This is a genomic window from Pseudorhizobium endolithicum (assembly GCF_902153245.2).
Taxonomy (GTDB): domain Bacteria; phylum Pseudomonadota; class Alphaproteobacteria; order Rhizobiales; family Rhizobiaceae; genus Neorhizobium; species Neorhizobium endolithicum.
The window spans coordinates 116,824-136,604 of record NZ_CABFWF030000015.1 but is presented as its reverse complement, the minus strand read 5'-3'; the positions used below and the strand labels follow the sequence as shown (position 1 = coordinate 136,604).

The 19,781-nt window shown below is 62.5% G+C and carries 20 protein-coding genes; 3 read left to right on the top strand and 17 right to left on the bottom strand.

All coding sequences use genetic code 11. From position 1 onward, the window contains the following. Positions 1–158 precede the first annotated feature (158 nt). Both RTCK_RS18235 and RTCK_RS18230 read left to right on the top strand, forming a co-directional pair. Complete coding sequence (locus RTCK_RS18235; protein ID WP_142593841.1) at positions 159–587, top strand: Hsp20 family protein; 429 nt, start codon at positions 159–161, stop codon at positions 585–587. Between the two features lie 45 nt (positions 588–632). Then, complete coding sequence (locus RTCK_RS18230) at positions 633–890, top strand: BQ00720 family protein (protein ID WP_142521977.1); 258 nt, start codon at positions 633–635, stop codon at positions 888–890. A 9-nt stretch (positions 891–899) separates the two neighbouring features. Here RTCK_RS18230 and trmB read toward each other — a convergent pair whose 3' ends face one another. From trmB to trpS, 15 genes are all read right to left on the bottom strand, one after another. Beyond that, the gene (gene trmB / locus RTCK_RS18225) at positions 900–1,601 is read right to left on the bottom strand and encodes a tRNA (guanosine(46)-N7)-methyltransferase TrmB (RefSeq protein WP_142593840.1); all 702 of its coding nucleotides are present in this window, start codon (positions 1,599–1,601) and stop codon (positions 900–902) included. Positions 1,602–1,687: 86 nt separating this feature from the next. After that, the gene (gene metK, locus RTCK_RS18220) at positions 1,688–2,932 is read right to left on the bottom strand and encodes a methionine adenosyltransferase (protein ID WP_142521979.1); all 1,245 of its coding nucleotides are present in this window, start codon (positions 2,930–2,932) and stop codon (positions 1,688–1,690) included. A gap of 165 nt (positions 2,933–3,097) precedes the next feature. After that, complete coding sequence (locus RTCK_RS18215) at positions 3,098–3,517, bottom strand: helix-turn-helix domain-containing protein (RefSeq protein ID WP_142521980.1); 420 nt, start codon at positions 3,515–3,517, stop codon at positions 3,098–3,100. Positions 3,518–3,651: 134 nt separating this feature from the next. Next, entirely contained in the window at positions 3,652–5,244 is a 1,593-nt protein-coding gene (lnt, locus tag RTCK_RS18210; RefSeq protein WP_142593839.1) for an apolipoprotein N-acyltransferase, read from the bottom strand. A gap of 75 nt (positions 5,245–5,319) precedes the next feature. Continuing rightward, positions 5,320–6,507 (bottom strand): transporter associated domain-containing protein, encoded by a 1,188-nt coding sequence (locus tag RTCK_RS18205; protein ID WP_142521982.1) that lies wholly within the window; start codon positions 6,505–6,507, stop codon positions 5,320–5,322. 9 nt (positions 6,508–6,516) lie between these two features. Continuing rightward, a complete protein-coding gene (gene ybeY, locus RTCK_RS18200) occupies positions 6,517–7,026 on the bottom strand; it encodes an rRNA maturation RNase YbeY (RefSeq protein ID WP_142521983.1) in 510 nt (169 codons plus the stop codon). Positions 7,027–7,041: 15 nt separating this feature from the next. Then, the gene (locus RTCK_RS18195) at positions 7,042–8,097 is read right to left on the bottom strand and encodes a PhoH family protein (RefSeq protein WP_142593838.1); all 1,056 of its coding nucleotides are present in this window, start codon (positions 8,095–8,097) and stop codon (positions 7,042–7,044) included. A 25-nt stretch (positions 8,098–8,122) separates the two neighbouring features. Next, positions 8,123–9,535, bottom strand: a complete 1,413-nt coding sequence (miaB, locus tag RTCK_RS18190; protein ID WP_142521985.1) for a tRNA (N6-isopentenyl adenosine(37)-C2)-methylthiotransferase MiaB — start codon at positions 9,533–9,535, stop codon at positions 8,123–8,125. A 53-nt stretch (positions 9,536–9,588) separates the two neighbouring features. Further along, a complete protein-coding gene (locus RTCK_RS18185) occupies positions 9,589–10,386 on the bottom strand; it encodes a lysophospholipid acyltransferase family protein (protein ID WP_185928049.1) in 798 nt (265 codons plus the stop codon). Continuing rightward, positions 10,383–10,811 (bottom strand): Fur family transcriptional regulator, encoded by a 429-nt coding sequence (locus tag RTCK_RS18180; protein WP_142521986.1) that lies wholly within the window; start codon positions 10,809–10,811, stop codon positions 10,383–10,385. Before RTCK_RS18180 ends, RTCK_RS18185 begins: the two co-directional genes overlap by 4 nt. 37 nt (positions 10,812–10,848) lie before the next feature. Beyond that, positions 10,849–11,346, bottom strand: a complete 498-nt coding sequence (locus RTCK_RS18175; RefSeq protein ID WP_142521987.1) for a GNAT family N-acetyltransferase — start codon at positions 11,344–11,346, stop codon at positions 10,849–10,851. Positions 11,347–11,352: 6 nt separating this feature from the next. After that, on the bottom strand, positions 11,353–12,012 hold the full coding sequence (gene tsaB, locus RTCK_RS18170) for a tRNA (adenosine(37)-N6)-threonylcarbamoyltransferase complex dimerization subunit type 1 TsaB (protein WP_142593837.1): 660 nt from the start codon (positions 12,010–12,012) through the stop codon (positions 11,353–11,355). A gap of 16 nt (positions 12,013–12,028) precedes the next feature. Beyond that, positions 12,029–12,595, bottom strand: a complete 567-nt coding sequence (locus RTCK_RS18165) for a NifU family protein (protein WP_142521989.1) — start codon at positions 12,593–12,595, stop codon at positions 12,029–12,031. A gap of 107 nt (positions 12,596–12,702) precedes the next feature. After that, positions 12,703–13,194 carry a universal stress protein gene (locus RTCK_RS18160; RefSeq protein WP_142521990.1) on the bottom strand — a complete coding sequence of 164 codons (492 nt, stop codon included), beginning with the start codon at positions 13,192–13,194 and terminating at the stop codon, positions 12,703–12,705. Positions 13,195–13,294: 100 nt separating this feature from the next. Continuing rightward, complete coding sequence (gene trpS / locus RTCK_RS18155; protein WP_142521991.1) at positions 13,295–14,359, bottom strand: tryptophan--tRNA ligase; 1,065 nt, start codon at positions 14,357–14,359, stop codon at positions 13,295–13,297. Positions 14,360–14,816: 457 nt separating this feature from the next. On the opposite strand from trpS, the gene RTCK_RS18150 reads away from it, so the two are divergent. After that, entirely contained in the window at positions 14,817–15,257 is a 441-nt protein-coding gene (locus tag RTCK_RS18150; protein WP_142521992.1) for a YcbK family protein, read from the top strand. Here the strand turns inward: RTCK_RS18150 and murJ are convergent. Both murJ and RTCK_RS18140 read right to left on the bottom strand, forming a co-directional pair. Next, positions 15,254–16,825: a murein biosynthesis integral membrane protein MurJ gene (gene murJ / locus RTCK_RS18145; RefSeq protein ID WP_142521993.1), complete on the bottom strand. Its 1,572-nt coding sequence runs from the start codon at positions 16,823–16,825 to the stop codon at positions 15,254–15,256. The genes RTCK_RS18150 and murJ overlap by 4 nt on opposite strands. Further along, a complete protein-coding gene (locus tag RTCK_RS18140) occupies positions 16,822–19,662 on the bottom strand; it encodes a [protein-PII] uridylyltransferase (protein WP_142593836.1) in 2,841 nt (946 codons plus the stop codon). The genes murJ and RTCK_RS18140 overlap by 4 nt, the downstream gene beginning before the upstream one ends. Positions 19,663–19,781: the final 119 nt, after the last annotated feature.

The following is a 19,781-nucleotide window of genomic DNA, read 5'->3' as shown; positions in this document are numbered from 1 at the left end:
ACATTGTTGGCTCGGGCGCCTAGCTACACGGCTCCGTAGCGAGAGGCAATGGATCAGACGTCCGTCGCGCTTGCGCTCGCAGCCGGACATTCCCATATTGCCGTTGGATACGGCGCCTTCGCGGGCCGGGATCATGGTCGCTTCACAAGGACTGTCAGATGAGCCGAATCACGCCGTTCGCGAGCCCGCTGCTGCTGGGTTTCGACACGATGGAAAAGACCCTGGAACGCCTGGCGAAGGCCAATGACGGCTATCCCCCCTACAATATCGAGCGGCTTCCGGAAAATGCTTCCGGAGCGCCCGAGCGCTTGCGGATCACCGTCGCCGTAGCGGGCTTCTCCCAGGACGAGCTCGATGTGACGGTCGAGGAGAACCAGCTCGTCATCCGGGGCCGGCAACTGGAGCAGCCCGAACGGGATTACCTCTACCGCGGCATCGCAGCCCGGCAGTTCCAGCGCGTGTTCGTGCTGGCCGACGGCATGCAGGTCGACGGCGCCTCCCTCAGGAATGGCCTTCTTTCGGTGGATCTCATCCGCCCCAAGCCCGCCCGGATGGTGCGAAAAATTAACATTTCCGCCTCAGAGTAAGGCAACGACATCATCGTCGTGATGCCCTCAATGTCGGAGGCTGGAATGCTCCTGAAAGAAGCGAACACACGCTTGACCGTATCGGAACTCGCTCATCTCGGCGCCGGAGAAGTGGGCTACATTCGCAAGATAAGCTCCGAGGATGTCTCGCGGTGCTTCCCCGAAGCCCCGGACATGGATCCCAATCTCGATCTCTGGGCGCTCTTCGGAGCCGACGGCACTCCGATCCTCCTGACCGACAATCGCTCCAGCACCTTCTTCAAGGCGGCCGAGGACGACCTGAAGACCGTCAGCCTTCACTAAGACGAAATTTCATACCTTGCGGAAGGTGAGGTAGGCGGAGGAACGGCCCTCGCGCCTGGCTTTGGCCTCGTACCGCGTGCCCGGCCAGCCCTCAAAGGGCGTCAGCCAATCCGATGCCTGCTCCGCCAGCCAATCGAAGCCGCCATGGTCGCGGCAGTGGGTCAACGTCCAGTTGACATAGGTATCGATGTCGGAGGCGAACAGGAACAGCCCGCCCGGCTTCAGCACCCGATGAAACCGCTCAAGGTTGGCCTGCGATACGAAGCGCCGTTTCCAATGCTTACGCTTCGGCCAAGGGTCGGGGTAGAGAAGGTCGATGCGGTTGACGGAGGCCGCAGGCAGCCAGTCGAGCACCTGGGTCGCGTCATCGTCGTAGACGCGGATGTTCTTCAGGCCAAGATCGTTAACCCGGCTCAGCAGCTTCGCCATCGAATTGACGAAGGGCTCCACGCCGATAAAACCGGTCCGGGGGCTTTCGACGGCGCGATGGACGAGATGCTCTCCCCCGCCGAAACCGATCTCCAGCCGGATCTCCGAAACCGGTAGCGGGAAGAGGCCCGCCAGAGGGACCGGAGGAGCCGCATCAAGATCGAGCTTCAATTCCGGCAAGGTGACGGCCAGGCCCTCGGCCTGCCGCTCTCTCAGGGGCTTGCCCTTGCGCCGTCCGAAAAAGGCTTCGGTCGCCCGGCCCGGGCGCTGCGGATCGTTCATTGCGTTCGTCTTTCAGCGAATACAGAAAGCGGCTGGCTCGAGAGCCACCCGCTTTATAGTTTCAACGCCGCCGGCGTAAAGGCAGATCAGGCAGCCTTCAGCGCTTCCTTCAGCGGCTTAACAAGATCTACCTTCTCCCAGGAGAAGGACCCGTCACGGCCGGGCTTGCGTCCGAAATGGCCATAGGCTGCCGTCTTTGCATAGATCGGCTTGTTCAGATCGAGGTGGCGCCGGATACCGGACGGCGACAGATCCATGACCTTGCGGATCGCCGTCTCGACCTGATCTTCGCTCACGCCCTTGCCCGTGCCGTGGAGATCCACGTAGATCGACAACGGCTGGGCAATGCCGATCGCATAGGAGATCTGGATCGTGCACCGATCCGCCAACCCCGCGGCGACGACGTTCTTTGCAAGATAGCGCGCGGCATAGGCGGCCGAACGATCAACCTTCGTCGTGTCCTTGCCGGAAAAGGCACCGCCGCCGTGAGGGGCTGCGCCGCCATAGGTGTCCACGATGATCTTGCGCCCCGTCAGGCCGGCGTCACCGTCGGGACCGCCGATTACGAACTTGCCGGTGGGATTGATGTACCACTTGCAGTCGTCGGAAATCCTCAGATCGCCCAGGGCCTCGCGAATGTAGGGCTCGACGACGGAACGAACCTTTTTGGAATCCCACTCCTCATCGAGGTGCTGCGTGGACAGGACGATGGAATCCACGCAGGCGGGCTTGCCGTTCTCGTAACGGACGGTGACCTGGCTCTTGGCGTCTGGGCCGAGCTTGCCGGCGTCGCCGTCGCCCTTCTTCCTGGCCGCCGCGAGAAGCTGGAGGATGCGGTGCGAATAGTAGATCGGCGCGGGCATGAGATCCGGCGTTTCCTTGCAGGCATAACCGAACATGATGCCCTGGTCGCCGGCGCCTTCATCCCCCTGCTTGTCGGCGGCGCTATCGACACCCTGGGCGATGTCGGCCGACTGCGAGTGGAGCAGCACGTCGATCTTCGCCGTCTTCCAGTTGAAGCCGTTCTGTTCGTAGCCGATGTCGCGGATCGCCTTGCGGGCCGCCGACTTGAACTTCGACGGGTTGATGACGTCGCGGCCTTCCTTGTCCTTCTTCATGAGGCTGGGGGGCAGACGGACCTCTCCGGCGATCACCACGCGGTTCGTCGTCGCCAGGGTCTCACAGGCTATGCGCACTGTCCAAGGATCCGCCCCCGTCTTGGCTGCTTCGCGGTAGACGAGATCGACGATCTCATCGGAGATGCGGTCGCAGACCTTGTCGGGATGCCCTTCGGCAACGGACTCACTTGTGAAGAGATAGCTGTCGCGCATTTCGGGATTCCCCTCAAAGAAACATACAGCTCATCTGTTAGTGTCTCACCGGCGTAAAGACAAGCACATAAATATATCTTTATATGTCAAATCGACTGTTCCAGGGGGATTGGCGCATGAAAAAGGCGGCCTTTCGCCGCCTCTCAGGATCAAAATGTCCGGCCGTTATTCGCTGTCGGCATCGGCCGCCAGCGCCTTAACCAGATCGACCACACGCCGCCTCACCTTGGGATCGGATATCTTCACGAACGCCCGGTTGAGCTGCAGTCCTTCGGACGACGACAGGAAATCCACCACGTAGCTGGAGCTCGACGCCTCTTCCATGCCACCGGAGACCGAGCCCTGCTCCCCGGGAGCATCTTCGAAGAAGAACGAGACCGGTACATTGAGAATGCTGGAGATGTTCTGCAGGCGGCTCGCACCGACGCGGTTGGTTCCCTTTTCATATTTCTGGATCTGCTGGAACGTGATTCCCAGGCTCTCTCCGAGTTTTTCCTGACTCATGCCGAGCATGGTGCGACGAAGACGGATCCGACTCCCGACATGGATGTCGATCGGATTCGGCTTCTTCTTATTCTCAATCATCACTCTGTCCTGACAGTTGGTGGTCGATGAAGCGCTCGCGCCGGCCGCGAACCGGCGACGACGACAACGCATATCACTTCTACATCATGGCGAACAGAAGTGCGCCGGCACTATGCATTTTTGGGGGTTTTGGGTCAATTCGCCCGGGATTTAAAACCCACGCGCGCAAGAGCTGCAATCAAAAACATAGAAAATACGATCAACCAGAAATGCGTCTGCCGCGCGGTCTCGTTCCAGGAGGGGACAGAGGCGTCGCTCAATGGGGCATCGACGGATCCCTTCTGATTGAAACCGAGGCCGTCCCTCACGCGCCCGAGATGATCGACCACCGCCGAAATCCCGCTATTGGCGCCGCGAAGGAGCGGCCGGCCGTTCTCCACCGCCCGAAGCCGCGCCTGCTGGAAATGCTGGTAGGGACCGGGAGTATCGCCGAACCAGGCATCGTTGGTGATGTTGAGGATGGCAGCGGTAGAGGTGACGTCATCCGTGACCTCCTGAGGGAAGATGATCTCGTAGCAGATCAGCGGATAAAGCGTCCGGCCGTCCGGCAGCGGCAGAGGCGAACGCAGGGCGGCGGCCGTAAAGCCGCCCGGCAGTGCCACCAGATTGTCCACGCCCCATTCCCGCAGCCAGTTTTCGAAGGGCACGTATTCACCGAAGGGCGTCAGGTGAACCTTATCGGAGCCCCCGAGAATCTGTCCCTCGTCATCGATGACATAGACCGAGTTGTAGTAGCGGGGCGCCGAGCCGGAGCCCGGATATTCGACCCTGACGGCGCCCGCAATCAGCACCTGCCCCTCCTTGAGGACTTCGGCAATCCTCACCAGTGCGTCCTTGTTCTCCGTCAGGATGAAGGGCACCGAGGTCTCGGGCCAGACGATGATATCGGGCCGGCGCGCCCCTTCCTTCGGGGGCGCGGCGGAAAGAGACAGATGCTCCTCGAAGATCTCCGCCCGATCGACACCTTCCAGCTTGCGGGATTGGTCGACGACCGGCTGAACGAGCCGCACGATCGTCTCCCCACCGTCTGCGGCCTGGCCCGCGGCGTTGAGGCGATAGGCGCCGTACCCGAAATGCGCGCACAGAAGAATACCTGCAAGGACAAGCCCGGCGCCCATGCCCCGGCGCGTCCCCAGGAGCGCGGGAGCGGAAAAGACGAAGACGGCGAGCGTCGTCACGCCAAAGAGACCGATCGGGGCGGAGGACTGCATCATGAGCGGTGTCTGCATGGCCCCGTAGCCGATCGCGTTCCACGGAAAGCCCGTCGCGACGAAGCTTCTGAGCCACTCCGCTATACCGAATCCGAATGCCAGCGCGGCCAGACGGCCAAACCCGTCCGACCACAGCAGGTTCGCCAGAGCCGTTGCGACGCCATAGAAGAGTGCGAGGAAGGCCGGCAGTCCCAGCACGGCGAGCGGCAGTGCCCAGGCGAATTCGTCCGCCTCGACCAGAAGCGCGTTTCCCAGCCACCAGAGTCCTGCCACGAAGTAGCCGAAGCCGAACAGCCAGCCGAGCAGGAACGCCGCCCGCAGGCGGGACAGGCGCCCTCCTTCGGGGTGTATGGACAAGCCGTCCATCAGCCATACGAGTAAGGTGAAGGAGAGGAAGAGGGTGCCGAAGATGCCGAAGGGCGGCAGGGCAAGTGCCCCGGCCGCGCCCGCCGCAATGGCGATTGCCGCGCGCCGCATGCCCCAGAGAAGCATGATCCTGCCGGCCAACCGCTCCATTCCGCAATCCTTCCCGTTACCCCGAATCAGGATCGCAGTGTTTCAAAAATCCCGGCGCCTGTCGTCATGCCAGCGTCAGGGAGTGTTCCGCGCATCCGGTGCGGGCTCGACGTCGGCACCGCCGATCCCGGATGCCGCAGGGGCGGACGCCTGGTCCGGCGGCATGCCTTCTGCCTCACCCTTGGCATGACGCCGCCGCGACAGGGGGCGCTTGCGCACCACCCGAACGCGCTTGATGCGACGCGGATCGGCATCCAGGATGTGGAACTCGAAGCCCGGCAGCGCCTGGACGACCTCGCCTCGAACCGGAATGCGCCCGAGGGCAGAGAAGAGCAGCCCGCCCAAGGTGTCGACATCCTCCATGCGGTCACGGATATCGAAGTCGGGACCGATCGCCTCGGCGATCTCCTCCAGTTCGATACGGGCATCGGCGATGAAGATGTCCTCGCCGGCGCGGGAGAACATGACCTCCTCGTCGTCATGCTCGTCCTCCACGTCGCCGATGACCATCTCCACGATGTCCTCGTGCGACACGAGACCGTCGGTACCGCCGTATTCATCGATGACGAGGGCCATCTGGGTTCGCGCTGCCTGCATGCTCTGCAGCAGGTCGGAGGCCAGCATGGAGGGCGGCACGAAGAGGATCTTGCGGACGAGGCCGGCATCGGCCACCGACTTGCTCAAGTCCACCCGGCCGAGGTCGAAGGCTGCCTTCAGCCCGCGCGCGGGCTTTTCCACCTTGTCGTCGACCAGCGGCATGCGCTGCGAAGGAGCCGTAGCGCGGGGGCTGGCCCGGCGTTTGTTGCGAGCCTGCTTCGCAAGATAGGACAATAGATCGCGGATATGGACGAAGCCCCGCGGGTCATCCAAGGTATCGCAATAGACCGGCATGCGGGAGCGGCCGGTTTCCTCGAAGTGGATCATGAGGTCGCCGAGGGTCATCGTCATGTCGACGGCCTCGATATCGGCGCGCGGCACCATGATGTCCTCGACCCGGACCTCGCGAAAGCGGAGGATGTTGTGCAGCATCGCCCGCTCCTCGGGCGAGAACGCATTGCTGACATTGACGTCCGTCATCAGCGCATCTGCCAGATCCTCCCGCAGGCGCTCGCCCTGCGCGGGCCGCAGAAGCCTCAGGGCACGAGCCCAGAAGGAAGCATTGCTTCGGGAATTTTCCTGTCGTTGCGGACTACTGCCTTCTTCCGAAGAATTGTCCGAACCGTCTTTGCCCTCATGGGCAACAAGTGTCGAAATGTCGTTCATCGTTCCAAGCTAGGTGATCGGGTCTTGTCCCGCATAGGGATCAGATAGGCCAAGCGTGGCCAAAATGCGAGTCTCCAGCGCTTCCATCCGCTCGGCCTCGGCGGCTTCCATGTGATCATAGCCGAGCAGATGCAGGAAACCATGCACCAGGAGATGCGTCAAATGCTCCTCGCCGGTTTTTTCCAGTTCGGCCGCTTCCCGCTCCACCGTTTCGCGGGCGATGACGATATCGCCCAGCATCGGACCGGGCATCCTGCCGGGCTGGACGGGAAATGCCGGGAAGGACAGCACGTTCGTCGGCTTGTCCTTGCCGCGCCATTCGGCATTGATCTCGCGGACCGATGCGTCATCGGTGAAGACGAGCGAAAGTTCGACCGGCTGCTGCGGAAATGGTTGCCTTTCCGAGGCCTGCAGATAATCGGCCGCAGCACTCAGAACCCGGTCGACCAGCCCATGAAGTTCCTCTTCGCCAGGCCACGCCTCGTCTTCGACGCTGATCTGTAAGTCAAGTTGCGGCATAAATCGCCGACCGCCTCAGCGATCGGTAACCTCGCTTTCCTCGTGAACAGCATATTGCGCATCATAGGCCTGGACAATCCGGCCGACCAGGGGATGGCGCACCACGTCGACGTCCTTGAAGCGGACGACCGAGATGCCCTCCACCCCCTTGAGGACGTGCAAAGCCTCCACCAGACCGGATTTCACCCCACGGGGCAGATCCACCTGGCTCGGATCGCCGGTGACGATCATGCGCGCGTTTTCGCCAAGACGCGTCAGGAACATCTTCATCTGCATGGACGTGGTGTTCTGCGCCTCGTCCAGGATAACCGCCGCGTTCGCGAGCGTGCGCCCGCGCATGAAGGCAAGCGGCGCAATCTCGATGACGCCGGCGGTGATCGCGCGCTCGACCTTGTCGCCGGGAATCATGTCGTAGAGCGCGTCATAGAGCGGCCGCAGATAAGGATCGACCTTCTCCTTCATGTCCCCCGGAAGGAAACCCAGGCGCTCGCCGGCTTCCACCGCCGGTCGGGAAAGGATGATGCGGTCGACCGCTCCGCGTTCCAGCAACTGGGCCGCATGGGCCACGGCCAGATAGGTCTTGCCCGTACCGGCAGGCCCCACCCCGAAAACCAGTTCCGAGCGTTCCAGCGCGCGCATATAGGCATCCTGGGTGGGAGTGCGCGCGGCGATCGTCTTCTTGCGAGTCGAAATCTGCGCCACGGACAGCCGCGCCTTCCGCTCCATCGTCGGTAGTTGCAGTTGATCGTCCGCCGCAGCAGCCATCCGAATTGCACCCTCGACATCCGACGTGTCGACGCTGCCACCCTTTTGCAGCCGTTCATAAAGATAGTCGAGCGCCCGGCGCGCCTGGTTGGTGGCCGTAACGTCACCGGATATCGATACGGAGTTCCCGCGGGCGCGCGCCTGAATGTTCAGGCGTTCCTCGAGCAGCTTCAGGTTCTGGTCGAACTGGCCGAAAAGTTCGCTGGCAAACCTGTTGTTCTCGAATGTCAGCACGAAGTGGTTGGCATCGGTCGCAGCGGATTTCGGTTGACGCGCGGGTGAAGAAACCAGTTCGTGTCCGTTCAAGTAGGCAAGCTCCTCGCCAGTCGGTTCAGGTTCCAACTACATCCCGTGCCGGCTCGGCAAACAAGCTGTTTGGCCCCGTTCCAATGATTCGTACCGGAATAATGTCACCTATCTGCGATGTTTTTGCATCAACATTCACGGACTGGAGCCAGGGCGATCGTCCGATCACCTGGCCTTCGTTGCGGCCGGGCTTCTCCAGCAGCAGGTCGATGACCTTTCCGACACAGGATTTGGCGAAGTCGGCCTGCTGTTTCAAGAGGAGCGCCTGCAATCTTTCGAGCCGTTCCGCCTTCACGTCCTCCGGAACCTGGTCCGCAAGTTCGGCGCCCGGAGTACCGGGGCGGATCGAATACTTGAAGGAAAAGGCCTGCGCGTAGCCGACGGTCTCGACGATCCGAAGCGTATCTTGGAAATCCTCGTCGCTCTCGCCCGGAAAACCGACAATGAAATCTCCCGACATGGCGATATCCGGCCGGGCGCGACGGATACGCTCGACGAGGCGCAGGTATTCCTGCGCCGTATGGCGGCGGTTCATCGCCTTCAGGATACGGTCGGAGCCGGATTGAACGGGCAGGTGCAGGTAGGGCATCAGGGATCGCAGGTCGCGGTGCGCCTCGATGAGGCGGTCGTCCATATCGCGCGGGTGGCTGGTCGTGTATCGCAGACGGGCAAGCCCCGCCACCTCCGCCAGCCGGTAGAGCAGGTCCCCCAATCCCCATTCGCGGCCGTCCGGCCCCTCGCCGCGCCAGGCGTTGACGTTCTGGCCGAGCAGCGTGACCTCCCTCACCCCGGCCTCCGCCAGGCGCTGAGCCTCGTCGAGAATCTGCGGGAGCGGGCGGGAAACCTCCGCACCGCGTGTGTAGGGGACCACACAGAAGGTGCAGAACTTGTCGCAGCCTTCCTGCACGGTCAGGAAGGAGGTGACACCGCGGGAGCGGATGCGCGCCTTCTCCGCCGTCGGCAGATGCTCGAACTTGTCCTCGACCGCATATTCCGTGTCCACGACGCGGTTGCCCTGCCGAGCGCGGCGCAGCGCCTCCGGAAGGCGGTGATAGGTCTGCGGCCCGATGACCACGTCGACAGCCGGAGCGCGCCTGAGGATCTCTTCGCCTTCCGCCTGCGCGACGCAACCGGTCACGCCGACCATCAGTTCCTGCCCGCCCGCCTCGCGGGCCTTCTTCATCTCGCGCAACCTGCCCAGCGCGGAATAGACCTTCTCGGCTGCCTTTTCCCGGATATGGCAGGTGTTGAGCAAGATCAGGTCCGCATCTTCCATCTGCTCCGTCTGCACATAACCTTCGCTTGCCAGCGCATCGCCCATTCGCAGGGAATCATAGACGTTCATCTGGCAGCCATAGGTCTTGATGAAGACCTTGCGCGTATTGACGCCTGCCCCTGGATCGGTTTCGGAGTGGTGGATGACGGTGTCGGTGCTCATAGCGGCTCTTTACCGCAAGACCGGCTGCAATAGAAGGCCGCAATGCAGGACTGCTAGCCGTAGTCCCGGCCGCGCAACCGCGCAAGCAGCATGCGCCTTATCTTTGCAGCCACTTCAGCGCTCAAGGCCTTGCGGTTGTCGCCGGCCCGGAAGGCGACCGCCTCTCCGAAGGAGACATCCACGTCGATCGCCTCCGCCTTCAGCACGCCCATCAGATGGGGGACAAGCTCGATGTCGCCCGGCCAGGCGGCAATCGGGCGGTGATAGCGGCCCATCGCCATGCCGTAGACGCGCGTGTAGGCGATCGCGACGGGCTGAACATGCACAACATTGCCCGGCACCGAGGGCACGGCCGCCGCGGCGGCACCAAACAGGGAGGACTTGATGTCGAGGAGCCTGTTGCCATCCGAGGTGGTTCCCTCCGGAAACAGGACCACGATTTCCCCCGCCTTCATCCGCTCGGCGATCTCGTTGACCTGTTGTCCCGCCTGACGCTTCTGGTCACGCGCCACGAAAATGGTCTTCTGCAGCTTCGCGAGGAGGCCGAAGACGGGCCAATCCGCCACCTCGGACTTCGCGATGAAGGCCACGTCCGCTACGGCCCCGAGGACGAGGATGTCCTTCCACGACGCATGGTTGGCTGCGAGCATCAACGGCCGGCGGCGGTCAATGCGCCCGTGGAGATGAATCCGGATGCCGAGCAGCCAGCATGCCGCGCGATGCCAATATCGCGGGATATAGCGGCGCATCCGTAGGTCGAAGGCCAAACCGGCCATCTGGAACGGCAGGAGCACCAGCGTGACGATGGATAGTGCCACGACAATGACGCCGATCCGCAGCCAGGTGATCAAGCGTCATCCTTGTCCAGCGGCACGCCGTACAGTTCCAGGCGATGGCCGACCAGCCGGAAGCCGTGTTCCCGCGCGATACGCTCCTGCAGGGCCTCGATTTCAGGAGAGTGGAATTCAACGACCGTTCCCGACTCGACGTCGATCATGTGGTCGTGGTGCTCCCGGGGTACCGTTTCATAGCGCGAGCGCCCGTCGCGGAAATCGTGCTTCTCGATGATGCCCTGGTCCTCGAACAGCTTCACCGTCCGATAGACCGTCGAAAGGGAGATGCGGGGATCGACCTTGGCGGAGCGGCGATAGAGTTCCTCGACGTCCGGATGGTCGTCGGACTCCTGAAGGATGCGCGCGATCACCCGGCGCTGGTCCGTCATGCGCATGCCCTTGTCGGCACACAGCTCCTCCAGTGTCTTGGAAAGATCTGTCATGACGTTGCCGCCTTCATTCATTAGCATTCCGATGGACCTAGCGAAGATCGCACTTCATGACAAGCGCCGTCGAACGCTCTCCATCGGAGCTCTCATAATAGGCCGGGCGTTCCGCAACCGTTCGAAAACCGAGCTTGCGATACAGCCGTACAGCCGGTTCGTTGGCGGCCTCGACCTCAAGGAACATCTCCTCGGCGCCCCGCTGCTCCGCCTCGCGCAAGGCCGCCTGCATCAGTCGCCAGCCGAGCCCTGCCCGCCCGAATCTCTCGGCCACCGCAATGGTCAGGATCTCCGCCTCCCCGGCCATTTCCCGTGCCAGCACGAAGCCTCCGACCGGTCGGGAAAAGAAGGCGTTGGTCTGACGGGCGAGGAACCCGAAGACGTTCGGCTGCAACAACAGGCTGAGAAATTCACCGTCGCTCCACTGCCTTGGAAAGCGCTGGCCGTGAAGATCGGAAATCTCGCGGCAGTCGCCGCTTTTCACCGGAACGATCTCGAAATACGGCTTCCACTGCTGGAGGTATTCTTCCAGCATCTGCTTTCAAGCCCGGGCCAATGCGTAACCGGTCTGCGGCCGGGCGTCCGGCCCGCGCAGATAGAGCGGCTTGGGGCGCGAGTCTTCCGGCGCTTTGCGCGAACCCAGCCGGGCTACGGCAGAAATATCGAACCGATCCGGGCCGGAAGACGTTTCCGCGCCCAATACCAGTGGCCGCCCGGAACCGGTTACCTCCGCCGAAAGGGACGAGGCCAAAGCAGCGGCAGCCTCGGCCGGCAGCGCTTCCGGCGGGCCGAGCGGACGTCCATCGGGCGCGAACGCCTGAACGTAGAGCTCGCCACGCTTGGCATCCATGGCGGCAACGACCGGCACCGACGATCCGCTATCCATATGCACCGCCGCAAGTGCCTCGAGCGTCGTCACCCCGACCGCCTCGACCCCCAATGCGAGGGCAAGGCCGCGGGCAGCCGCGACACCGACACGAATGCCCGTGAACGATCCCGGCCCGACGACTACGGCAATCCGTCCGATATCCGAAAGGGAACGGCCGGCCTCGGCAAGCGCCTCATCGATGGCCGCCATCAGGCGTTCCGCATGACCCTTCCCGATCATGTCGACGACGGAGCCCAGAACGGTGCCTGCAGCGCTGTCATAGACCGCTGCGGAGCAATCGATCCCGGCCGTATCGATGGCGAGAATCAGCATTATCCGGAAAAGGCCGTCAGAGCGCTTCGACCGCCTGCACTTCCGGCACGAAATGGCGAAGCAGGTTCTGCACGCCGTGCTTCAGCGTCGCGGTAGAAGACGGGCAGCCGGAGCAGGCTCCCTTCATGTTCAGGTAGACGGTGCCATCCTTGAAGCCCTTGAAGGTGATGTCTCCGCCATCCTGCGCAACGGCCGGTCGAACGCGCGTTTCCAGCAGTTCCTTGATCGTGGCAACGATGGTCTCGTCACCCTCTTCATAGAACTCGCCCTCTTCATCGAAGGCTTCCGCCGTGCTGGTGCCCCCGCCCATGACGGGCTGGCCGGACATGAAATGCTCCATGATCGAGCCGAGGATCGCCGGCTTCAGGTGCTGCCACTCCCCGCTGTCCTTGGTCACGGTGATGAAGTCGTAGCCGAAATAGACCCCCGTCACGCCCGGCACGGCGAAAAGCCGGGCGGCAAGCGGCGACGCCTCGGCCTCGCCGGAATTGCGGAAATCCGCAGTGCCCTTCTCCATGACCACCTTGCCGGGCAGGAATTTCAGGGTTGCCGGGTTCGGCGTTGCCTCGGTCTGAATAAACATCTTGTTTCTCCGAAGTGCCTCGGCACTAAGTTTAGAATTCTTCCAAAGAAGATAATCCCAATCATCTTTGCCTTCAAGTGCGCCTTTCGGCTTCCGCCGTCAAGCGTTCAGCAGAGCGCATCAATCTCTTCGTCGGAGAGGCTGTCCGGAAGCACCGTCACGGGAATCGGGAAGACGGCGCCGCGGCCGGCAATGGCCGAAACCAGGGGACCGGGCCCCTCCTTTGCCGAAGCCGCCGCCAGGACGAGAATGGCGATGTCCCGGTCCTCCTCCACCAGCGCATTGATTTCCTCGGTGGCGTTCCCCTCTCGGATGACGATCTCCGGATCTATGCCGATGGTTTCGCGAACTTTCTGCGCCGCCTTGGCCATGATCGATTCGGCCTCCTCGCGTGCCTCGGCCCGCATGATGGCCTCGACGCCCAGCCATTGCTGGAAATCGCCTTCCGGGATGACGAACAGCAGAACCAATCCGCCGTTCGAGTTCTTGGCGCGGCGGCCCGCATAATGCACCGCCCGCTCGCATTCCGGAGTGCCGTCGATGACGGCCATGAACTTGCGGCGGTGTCCCTCAAGTCGAGACAGGCGTTTGGAAACCATGCAGCTCTTCCTCCCGAAGCTCGACACAGATGGCCGAGCCGCGGAATTTATACGAACGCGAAAAAATGAAAACCAGGACTCCTGCGGCGAAGCCGCACGCTCACCGCAGGAAGCCGATGATGTCGAAGACGTCGGCCATCACCTTCTCTGCACGCGCCCTTGCCCGCTCGCCGCCGTCGCGCAGGATGGCGTCGATGTGGGTCGTATCGCCCATCAGGCGGCGCATCTCATCGGTGATCGGCGACAGCACGTGAACCGCAAGATCGGCAAGAGCCGGCTTGAAGGTGGAGAACTGCTGCCCCCCGAACTCCTTCAGGACATCCTCCTTCTTGCGGTCCGCGAGGGCCGCGAAGATGCCCACCAGGTTGTCCGCCTCGGGGCGCCCCTTCAAGCCGTCGACCTCGCTCGGCAGGGAGTCGGGGTCCGTCTTGGCCTTGCGGATCTTCTTCAGGATGGTGTCGGCGTCGTCCATTAGGTTGATGCGCGAAAGGTCCGAGGGATCGGACTTCGACATCTTCTTCGTGCCGTCCTTCAGCGACATGACACGCGGCGCGGGCCCCTCGATCAGCGGCTCCACCAGCGGGAAATATCCGTGGATAGGCTCCTCGCCGACCACCATGTCGACGCCGGCGCCGGTCGCGCGGATCTTGTCCTGGAAATCGATATTGAATTTCTGCGCGATATCGCGTGCCAGTTCGAGATGCTGCTTCTGGTCGTCGCCAACGGGAACATGCGTTGCGCGGTAGACGAGAATATCGGCGGCCATCAGGCTCGGATAGGCGAGGAGACCGAGCGATGCGTTCTCCCGATCCTTGCCGGCCTTGTCCTTGAACTGCGTCATGCGGTTCATCCAACCGATGCGGGCCACGCAGTTGAAGATCCAGGCCAGTTCCGCGTGCTGCGGCACCGCCGACTGGTTGAAGACGATATGTTCGACCGGGTCGATGCCCGAAGCGATGAAGGCTGCGGCAATGGAGCGAATCTGGTTGCGGAGATCGTCGTGCACCAGTTGGGCGGTAATCGCATGCAGGTCCACGACACAGTAGATGCAGTCGTTGTTTTCCTGCAGCGCGACGAACTTGCGGATCGCACCAAGATAGTTGCCGAGGTGCAGGTTGCCGGTCGGCTGAACGCCCGAGAATACGAGCGGCTTGAAGCTGTTCATGTCGTCCTCAGTAGGCTGGTGGAGGGCCCCAGGCCCGGAGGGCCATGTTGCTAAGGGGCGGCTTATGCACCTCCCTCCCCCCACGATCAAGGGATGTCCGCCCCGAACCGCCGCGACGGACGCCGATTTTCCGCCACAATCTCGCCTGTCGCCTGATCATGGCCCCTCTTCCGAGGCTTCCCTCAACAACGACTTGCCCATTTTCTCGCCACATTGATGCCGCACCTGCGCAGTGGCTGCATTGCTTGCTATGCATTCCACAGATGCCTGTTTTATAAATAGGTTTGGAATTATCTTCCGTCGCAACAGAAACAACTCGCCTTGCCACAAGCACTTACAGATCATTAAGGCTACTGCATCGCAAAAAATATCTCATACTTACGCCATTTTTCGGAACCACTTTCCCCTCACCAAGGCTGACCCGAGATGATCATTGGGTCTTTTTCAGGGGGATATCATGCGCATTGTTCTTCGTGTCGCGCTTGCCTCTCTTCTTGCTTTCAGCGTGAGTGGAGTTGCGGTAGCTGAAAGCAACCAGAAACGTCGCGGCAACATCTTCAAACATGATTATTCAGCGGCCTACACGGTGCAGCGGGTCAGCGTCAGGACCGGCTGCTTCCCGACCAAGCTCAAGGCGATCCTGGCCCATATCGCGGTCCAGACTGGCCACAAGCCGATGGTGACCTCGGGTCACCGCCCGCGATCCGGGCGCTCGCAGCACAGTCACTGCTATGCAGCAGACATCCGGGTTCCCGGAGTGCCGGAGAAAAGAATACTCGCCGCAGCGGCGTCCGCTCCCGGCATCGGCGGAATCGGCCGCTATTGCAACGGCATCGTTCATGTCGATATCGGTCCCAAACGCCGCTGGGCCCATTGCGGCCGGAAGAAGCGCAGCTAGCCCGGGCGCGGCCCCCGCTTGAGGTTGCGCCGGATCATTCCGATGTCGGCCCCGCCGATCAGGAAGGCGACGGGGAAATAGACGAGGACCGCGAGCAGCAAGAGGCAGCCGAGCGCCGCAACCTGCTGCAGAAGGGGTGCCCCTGGAGCAAGCCACGCAGCAGCAAAGGGCAGCGCGTACGCCAGAGCCGCAGCCATGAGGCCGGCGGCAGCGAGCAGAAGCACGGTCCGGCGGAAGAAGGCCCATTCCCATGCCAGGTCGCCGCGCCACAGCAATGTCGAGAAGAGCAGCGCCGTGTTGATCCAGCCGGCCGCCGCCTCGGCCGTTGCGATGCCGCGCTCGGCCAGCAGCGGAAAGAGCGTGATCGCCAGGCCCGTGTTGACGACGACGGATATGATCGTGAACAGCATCGGAGTCCGCGTATCTTCACGGGCATAGAAGCCGGGTTGCAGCGCCTTGATCATCACGAAGCCCGGCAGGCCGATCCCATAAATCGCCAGGATGGATGCGACCACCACTGTGTTCTCGGCCGAGAAGGCGCCGCGCTCGTAAAGCACCCGGATGATCGGGTCGGACAGGACCCACAGGCCGGCTGCAGCCGGCAGGGTCAGGAACAGCACGAATTCCAGCGAACGGTTCTGGAGATTCGCAGCCTCTTTCATATGGCCGCCCTTCAATGCCCGCGACAGCTCCGGCAGAAGCACGACGCCGACGGCGACACCAACGACGCCGAGAGGCAGTTGATAGATGCGGTCTGCATACTGAAGAGCCGCGATCGCGCCTTCCTTGCCGGATGCGATGGCTTGCCCGATGATCTGGTTGATCTGCGTTATGCCGCCCGTGATGGCAGCCGGCAGCGCCAGCACGAGAAGACGCTTGACGTTGGGTGTCATCCTCGGACGGCGGAAGCGGATGCTGATCCCCGCGTGGCGCACCCCGAAATAGACGATGGCAAGCTGAAGCACTCCCGCGACGAGAACGCTCCACGACAGGTACCAGGCGGTCGTCAGCGGATCGGCACCCGTCCACCAGGCATAGGCAAGCGCCGCGATCATCACCACGTTGAGGAATACCGGAGCGATCGCGGCCGCAAAGAAGTGATGCAGCGAGTTCAGCATGCCGCTCATCATGGCCGTCAGCGACATGCACATAAGATAAGGAAACATCACCGTAGCGAGCCGCACGGTCAGCGCCGACTTCTCCGCGTCCCCCGCAAAGCCGGGCGCGATGACCCAGTCCACCAGCCAGGGCATCGCCAGTTCCATCGCGATCGTGATGAGCATCAGCGCCGAGAACAGAACGCCGAAGACTTCCTCGGAGAAACGCTTGGCGCCCTCGACACCCTGGGTCTCGATCTCCTTGGAGAACAGCGGAACGAAGGCGGCGTTGAACGCGCCTTCGGCAAAAAGGCGGCGGAACAGATTGGGGAAGCGGAAGGCGGCATAGAAGACGTCGGCCATCGGGCCGGTCCCGAGCGCCGCCGCCATCATGGTTTCGCGCGCGAAACCGAAGATGCGGCTGCCGAGCGTCGCACCGCCGACAGTTGCGAATTTCCGGACGAGGCTCATGCGTCGGCCTTCGGGCGCCGCGGCGGAGCCTGCAGCCGGCGGCCGGGAATCGGGGCAGGCGCGATGATCCCGGGCGGCATGCCGCTGCGCAGTTCATCCTCCTGCTCCGCCATGACTGCTTTCAGCCGGGCGGAGATGTTGCCCTGCCGGTTCTCGTTGGTGATCTTGGCGCCCAGAAGATCGGTCACATAGAAGGTGTCGATCACCTTCTCGCCAAAGGTGGTGATCCGGGCCGAGTGGATATCGAGCGACAAGTCCGCGAGCACGGCCGTGATCTCCGCCAGCAGGCCGGGCCGGTCGAGGCATTCCACCTCCACCACCGTAAACTTGTTCGACAGCCCGTTGGAGATGATCACCGAGGGCGGAATGCTGAACATCTTGTTGCGCCTCTTACCCTTGGCGCGGGTCGCGATGACTTCCGGCAAGCGCTTCCTGCCCGACAGCACGTCCTCGATCATCCGGCCGATGGTGGCCGCGCGCCGCAATTCGTCCTCGTCGACAGGGAATTCCCGGTTGATGAGGATGGTATCGAGCGCGCGTCCGTCCGAAGTCGTGAAGACCTGGGCGTCGGCAATATTGGCTCCCGCTGCGGCACAGGCGCCGGCGATGATCGAGAGCAGTCGTGGGTGGTCGGGCGCCAGCACGGTGATCTCGGTTATGGCATGGAAGGAGTGGGTCCGGACGGTCGTGGCGAGCGCCTGCCCCTTCTGGTCTGCCTCCCGGATGAAGTGGGCATGCCGGACCTGGTCCTCCAGCGGAACCGACAGGAGGTAAGGCTGGTAGTGCAGCCTCGAATAGACCCGCCGGTCCTTCTGGCTCCAGTCGGACAAGGCCTCGAACAGTTCCTCCTCGGACTGCCGGGCTCGCTCCTTGCGCGACAGTTCCGAGAAGCCGCCGGTCAGCAGAAGCTCCGTCTCGTAGTAGAGTGTGCGGAGAAGCTGGCCCTTCCAGCCGTTCCAGACACCCGGCCCGACGGCGCGGATGTCGCAAATGGTCAGGATCAACAGCAGCCTCAGACGATCCATGGACTGGACCCTCTCGGCGAAATCCGTGATCGTCTTGCGATCGTGCAGGTCGCGCGTCTGGGCGGTCATCGACATCAGCAGATGTTCTTCGATGAGCCAGACCACCAGTTCCGCCTGCTTCTGGTTCAGGCCGAAACGCGGGCAGAGCTTGCGGGCAATCCGCGCCCCGGCAATCGAATGATCTTCCTGGCGGCCCTTGGCGATGTCGTGGAGGAGCACCGCGACGTAAAGCGCTTCGCGCTCCTCGACGTTCGGCATGAGCTTGTTTGCCAGCGGGTGGATGTCCGCAGCCTGCCCCTTGTCCACCTCTGACAGCGCCTCGACCGAGCGGATCAGGTGCTCATCGACCGTGTAGTGATGATACATGTTGAACTGCATCATCGAGACGATGCGGCCGAAATCGGGAATGAAGCGACCCAGGACGCCCGCCTCGTTCATACGGCGAAGCATCAAGGCCGGATCACGCCGCGAGGTCAGCATCGACAGGAAGAGCCGGTTCGCCTCCTCGTTCTGGCGCACCTGATCACCAATCAGCGAAAGGGAACGCGTCACGCGCTTCAGGGCATCGGGATGGAATTCCAGACCGTTGATGTCGGCCACGTGGAACAGACGAATGATATTGACGGGATCACGCTTGAAGACGTCGGGATTTGCCACGGTGATACGGCCGCGATCCTGCACGAAATCCACCGTGCCGGGTATCTTGTGCACGCGCTTGGTGAAGCGCGAGATGACGCGCTTCAGTCCGGGCGCTTCCTTTGCCTGCTCGTCCTCGAGCGCGGCGCAGAAGATTCGGGTGAGGTCGCCCACATCCTTGGCCACGAGGAAGTAGTGTTTCATGAAGCGCTCGACAGCCGACAGTCCAGGTCGGCTGTGATAGCCGAGGCTCTCGGCGATCTCGCGCTGGATATCGAAGGAAAGGCGCTCCTCGGCCTTACCCGTCAGGAAATGCATGTGGCAGCGGACGGCCCAGAGAAAGTCGTCGGACTTCTGGAAGACCTTCCATTCATGGCGCGAAAAGACGCCCCTTGCGACAAGCTCCTGGGCGTTCCTGACGCGGTAGTAATACTTGGCGATCCAGAAGAGGGTATGGAGGTCGCGAAGACCGCCCTTGCCCTCCTTGACATTGGGCTCCACCAGGTAACGGGTGTCGCCTGCCTTCTGGTGGCGAAGGTCGCGCTCGGCAAGCTTTGCGGCGACGAATTCGGGACCGGTGCCGGCTACGATCTCCGCGTCAAAGCGCTTCTCCAGCTCGGTGACGAGCGCTTCGGCACCGCAGACATACCGGCTTTCCAGGATCGCGGTGCGGATGGTCATGTCCGTCTTCGCGAGCTGAATGCACTCCTCGATCGTGCGCGTGGCATGTCCGATCTTGAAGCCCATGTCCCAGAGAACATAAAGCAGGAATTCGATCGCCTTGCGCATCGCGTCGTTGTTCTTCGCCGGCAGCAGAAAGAGGAGATCGATATCGGAGCCCGGGGCCAGCGTGTCGCGGCCATAGCCCCCCACGGCCGCCACCGCGATGCTCTCGGCTTCCTGATGCAGCCTCTCCGAAATCGTATCGTGCAGGACGCAGATTACCTGATCCTGAAGCCAGGAGAGGCGACGCGCGCAGGCAAGCCCTCCGCCGTCCGCATTGAGAAGATCGCGGACCTTCTTGCGTCCTTCGCTGCTCGCCTGCTTGAGAACGCCGAGGAGCGCCGTCCGCAATTCCAGCGGGTTTCGGGCCGGATCGGCTGCGACCGCGCGGCATTCTTCGCGCAAACGAACCACATCCAGGATATCGGAGAAATCGATCACGTCGTCGGCCATGGTGTCCTGCTGATGCCCGCCTGCCAGAAGCCTATATCCGTTCCCGATCATACTGGACAATGCCTATAATCGCCGGCGCGTTCACCACCTCGCATGAACGACGGAGTGAAAGACCTGCC

Excerpts from the sequence above, each read along its gene's own strand:
- RTCK_RS18235 (WP_142593841.1), top strand. The coding sequence starts at position 159 with ATGAGCCGAATCACGCCGTTCGCGAGCCCGCTGCTGCTGGGTTTCGAC.
- RTCK_RS18230 (WP_142521977.1), top strand. The coding sequence starts at position 633 with ATGCTCCTGAAAGAAGCGAACACACGCTTGACCGTATCGGAACTCGCT.
- trmB (WP_142593840.1), bottom strand. The coding sequence starts at position 1,601 with ATGAACGATCCGCAGCGCCCGGGCCGGGCGACCGAAGCCTTTTTCGGA.
- metK (WP_142521979.1), bottom strand. The coding sequence starts at position 2,932 with ATGCGCGACAGCTATCTCTTCACAAGTGAGTCCGTTGCCGAAGGGCAT.
- RTCK_RS18215 (WP_142521980.1), bottom strand. The coding sequence starts at position 3,517 with ATGATTGAGAATAAGAAGAAGCCGAATCCGATCGACATCCATGTCGGG.
- lnt (WP_142593839.1), bottom strand. The coding sequence starts at position 5,244 with ATGGAGCGGTTGGCCGGCAGGATCATGCTTCTCTGGGGCATGCGGCGC.
- RTCK_RS18205 (WP_142521982.1), bottom strand. The coding sequence starts at position 6,507 with ATGAACGACATTTCGACACTTGTTGCCCATGAGGGCAAAGACGGTTCG.
- ybeY (WP_142521983.1), bottom strand. The coding sequence starts at position 7,026 with ATGCCGCAACTTGACTTACAGATCAGCGTCGAAGACGAGGCGTGGCCT.
- miaB (WP_142521985.1), bottom strand. The coding sequence starts at position 9,535 with ATGAGCACCGACACCGTCATCCACCACTCCGAAACCGATCCAGGGGCA.
- RTCK_RS18180 (WP_142521986.1), bottom strand. The coding sequence starts at position 10,811 with ATGACAGATCTTTCCAAGACACTGGAGGAGCTGTGTGCCGACAAGGGC.
- RTCK_RS18175 (WP_142521987.1), bottom strand. The coding sequence starts at position 11,346 with ATGCTGGAAGAATACCTCCAGCAGTGGAAGCCGTATTTCGAGATCGTT.
- tsaB (WP_142593837.1), bottom strand. The coding sequence starts at position 12,012 with ATGCTGATTCTCGCCATCGATACGGCCGGGATCGATTGCTCCGCAGCG.
- RTCK_RS18165 (WP_142521989.1), bottom strand. The coding sequence starts at position 12,595 with ATGTTTATTCAGACCGAGGCAACGCCGAACCCGGCAACCCTGAAATTC.
- RTCK_RS18160 (WP_142521990.1), bottom strand. The coding sequence starts at position 13,194 with ATGGTTTCCAAACGCCTGTCTCGACTTGAGGGACACCGCCGCAAGTTC.
- trpS (WP_142521991.1), bottom strand. The coding sequence starts at position 14,359 with ATGAACAGCTTCAAGCCGCTCGTATTCTCGGGCGTTCAGCCGACCGGC.
- RTCK_RS18150 (WP_142521992.1), top strand. The coding sequence starts at position 14,817 with ATGCGCATTGTTCTTCGTGTCGCGCTTGCCTCTCTTCTTGCTTTCAGC.
- murJ (WP_142521993.1), bottom strand. The coding sequence starts at position 16,825 with ATGAGCCTCGTCCGGAAATTCGCAACTGTCGGCGGTGCGACGCTCGGC.
- RTCK_RS18140 (WP_142593836.1), bottom strand. The coding sequence starts at position 19,662 with ATGGCCGACGACGTGATCGATTTCTCCGATATCCTGGATGTGGTTCGT.